Source organism: uncultured Candidatus Kuenenia sp. (genome assembly GCF_900696675.1).
GTDB lineage: Bacteria > Planctomycetota > Brocadiia > Brocadiales > Brocadiaceae > Kuenenia > Kuenenia stuttgartiensis_A.
Window position 1 is genome coordinate 1 of sequence record NZ_CAADGZ010000204.1, and the last position, 3,642, is coordinate 3,642.

The window sequence follows — 3,642 nt, forward strand, 5'->3', positions numbered from 1 at the left end:
AAAACGCTTTCCAGCGCCTGGTAAAATCTTTTGGATTGCGCCTTGAAGCTGCTCATTTTGACGAAACCAAACTAATACAGTTAAAAGACCTTATTAAAAAACACAGGGGCGCGTGTCCGTTTTTCATTGAAATTGCCACTCCAAACAACGGAAGCGTTCAAATCAAAACCTCCAGCCAATATTCTGCAGCAATCACGGATGATTTCCTTTCCCGCACCAGGGAGCTTTTCGATTCACAAAATCTGTTGATTAACCAAACGACAATGGCAGTACTCAATTGAATACATAAAAGGGGACATGCCCGATTTTTTGTAACGTGTCATTTTTGAGCAGAATGACCGAAACGTTAGCGCACCCATCAGAAAAATATTATGATTGGTCGCGCTTCGCTTAACCCATCCTACATAAATTAATACGCTTTATTACAAAAAATCGGGGAATGCTCACATGGTATAGCCAGAACCAAACAAGCATGAGATAAAAAATACTAAGCGCTAAGCACGAAATGCGAAAGATGCACTTTTTTAGAATTTCAAATCATTTTGTCATTAGAATTTGTTTCGGATTTCACAATTACCGGATTGCGGCAGAGGTATGCTTTAAAAGAGGCCACTGCAATGATTCACGCAGCCGGATGTACCCCTCCGCGCAGCCCCTTGCCAGATTTCTTACCCTTTTAATATAACCCGTTCTTTGCGTAACGCCAATTGCCCCCCGCGCATCCAGTAAATTGAAAGTGTGAGAACACTTCATAACATAGTCATACGCAGGCAACGGAAGGTCATCTTTTAATAACCTATGGCATTCAATTTCGTAGAATTCAAAGAGTTTAAAAAGCATTGACGTGTCCGCAATTTTGAAGTTGTAAGTGGAGAATTGCTCTTCATCCTGCTTATGGATATCGCCATAGGTATATCCTTTCGCCCATTCCAGGTCAAACACAGATTCTTTTTCCTGAATAAACATTGCAATACGTTCGAGTCCGTAGGTAAGTTCAAGGGTAATCGGTTCAAGTTCAAATCCGCCCACCTGTTGAAAATAGGTGAATTGTGTAATTTCCATGCCGTCCAGCCATATCTCCCATCCGAGACCTGTCGCACCCAAGGTGGGAGACTCCCAATCGTCCTCAACAAATCGCACGTCATGTTTTACGAGGTCTATCCCCAGTACCCGCAAACTGTTTAAATAAATCTCCTGCGAATCGTCGGGGGCGGGTTTTACAATTACCTGAAATTGGTAGTAGTGTTGCAATCTGTTTGGGTTCTCCCCATATCTGCCGTCTGTTGGGCGACGGGAAGGTTCAACATAGGCGCATTTCCATGGTTCTGGACCGAGTACCTTAAGGAACGTTGCGGGATTAAAGGTTCCCGCCCCCTTTTCCGTATCATATGGCTGCCAAAGTATGCACCCATAATCAGCCCAGTATTTTTGTAACGTTAAAATAATCTCTTGAAATGTCATTGCGTTCACTCATAATTTTAAGTGCTGAAAATTATTGAAACCTCTCCCTGCATAAACAGTTTTCGGAGTCTATCACCACACGTTTTCCTTGTCAAGAAATTACCCTATCATTGGATTTTGCCGTAATTTCAGAACTCCAAAGGTGCCTTTTTTTCAAAAAATATTTAAACTATCGGAAGGATTATCATTCCATGTCAGAGATATAGTCAAACAAATAAGGTTTTCTAGAGATGAACATCAAAATTCATTGTAAGGGGTGGCCTGGACAAACTCCGCTTGTCCGTGCCACCTCTCTACCGATACTACGACACTATATTAAATTTTTAGAAAAATAGATGCTTTTCGCGATAACGGACTTGATAAAATAAGCGTTACCCCCAAATTTCACAGTGCAATTGGTGGTGTATCGCTTGCATCTTACTCAACCTGGATATACATCTGGTCAATATAGATAGAGTCTAAATTTTTATTCCCTTGCGTTCTATCAGAATCAATAACCCTGATGAATACTTCACCGTTCAGCGTTGCGGGTAATTGCCAGATTTCCAAGTTGTTGATATCGGTGCTGCTTACTTCTGCGATATAGTTAAAGTCCTTACCATCCGTAGAATACTGCAAGATAAAATTGTCTTCACCCGAATTGCTTTTATAAACATTAGCGTATAATGTAACAGAAAATCCCGCGCTGATAGTAAAATGCCATTTATGCTCAAGGTAGCTGTAACGTTTGCTTAATCTCCCCCGGCATTCTACTTCGGTAATAACCTGAGGCATATCATCATTATCCCATGTGTCAGTATAATCTCCCGAGACTCTACCGGAAACTGCTGTTTCACTTGTTGCATAATACTTGATGGCCGCAGGTGGTAAATCGCTGGTTGTTGCTGAAGCAATATTTGAATAACCAGAATTTCCCGCATCGTTATATGCGCGTACCTGGTAATAGTAAGTAGTGTTCGCACTCAGTCCGCCATCATTGTAACTGGTTACGTCTGTTCCTGCCGACGCAATTTCTGACCAGATTGTTTGATCTAACGACCGTTCAATCCTGAACCCGGTTTCATCGGAAGAATTATCAATCCAATTCAGGTCTATTTGATTATCATTCAATGCATTTGCTACAAGATTGGCAGGTGATATGGGCGGTGCAGGCTCCGCAGCCAGCGTGGTTACACTGAATGTGTCGGAGACACCTCCAATCGTCAGCGTAGTATCAGTTGTGGTCGCAAAGTTTGCCGACGCTGTCTGGCGGACGGCAACCGTATCACCGCCATCTACCGTTCCTGATGTGGTTACATATGCACCGCCGTTGACAGAATATTCACCGTTATTTCCTGCTATGGATATAGCAGCAACGGTATTAATCCCCGTAACGGTTATGGTGTTAGAAGTTACTAACGTACTTAATGCCACATCTGTTTGATCGGCAAATGTAAACTGATCCGGTATGGTATCTTCAACAATATCGAAATTCATAACATCGATAACATTATATAGTGACTGAGGCCCATCCATACCGCATAAAGCATAGACCGCGTTATCAACAACCGCTCCCCTTACCCCCTGACGTGCAATACTCAACGGACAATCATGGAGACTCCACTGATTCAATGCCGGATCGTATATCTCCACACTGTCAAAAAAGGGCGGGCTCTCTACCGAATCATTTCCCCCAAAGACAACAAGTTTCCCGTCTATCGCAACACAACCAAAATCATATCGTACCGAGTTCATCGGGGCCAAAGCTGTCCACATGTCCGTTGAAGGATCATACACCTCCATTGAACTTAAAAACCCTGCGTCCCCATGTCCTCCACATACATATATCTTCCCGTTAATAAACGCAGCGCCAAAAAATGCCCTGTTGGTGCTCATCGGAGATAACTGCGTCCAGGAATCGGTTACAGGGTCATAGCGGTACAATTCTTTTTCATCAATAAAACCGCCAGAAGTAGCGGTAGAAGCCCCTCCCATTACATACAGCATTCCGTTCAGCGCCACCGCAGACGCTCCGGACAACCCTTTCGGAAGCGGCGCCTTTGTTGTGTCCCACGTATTCGAGGCAATATCATATACCTCCAATACATCAAGCCGTGTCGGAGGTGTTGTAGGTACATACCCTCCCGCTACATATATCTTACCATCAATAGCTGCGGCACAGGCGTTTGATGCCGACGTGGG

General features: G+C 43.5%; 3 protein-coding genes. 1 reads left to right on the plus strand and 2 read right to left on the minus strand.

From position 1 onward, the window contains the following. On the plus strand, nucleotides 1-281 hold a 281-nt coding region (locus QZT26_RS16830; RefSeq protein WP_295103801.1), incomplete at its 5' end, for a hypothetical protein. 292 nt (nucleotides 282-573) lie between these two features. Here QZT26_RS16830 and QZT26_RS16835 read toward each other — a convergent pair. Together QZT26_RS16835 and QZT26_RS16840 are read right to left on the minus strand one after the other, a co-directional pair. Beyond that, nucleotides 574-1,461, minus strand: a complete 888-nt coding sequence (locus QZT26_RS16835; RefSeq protein ID WP_295103804.1) for a glycine--tRNA ligase subunit alpha — start codon at nucleotides 1,459-1,461, stop codon at nucleotides 574-576. 417 nt (nucleotides 1,462-1,878) lie between these two features. Continuing rightward, nucleotides 1,879-3,642: kelch repeat-containing protein (locus QZT26_RS16840; protein ID WP_295103806.1), on the minus strand; the 1,764-nt coding region annotated here is incomplete at its 5' end.

What these genes read in the sequence shown, in the direction of transcription:
- QZT26_RS16835 (WP_295103804.1), bottom strand. Translation starts at nt 1,461, where the DNA reads ATGACATTTCAAGAGATTATTTTAACGTTACAAAAATACTGGGCTGAT.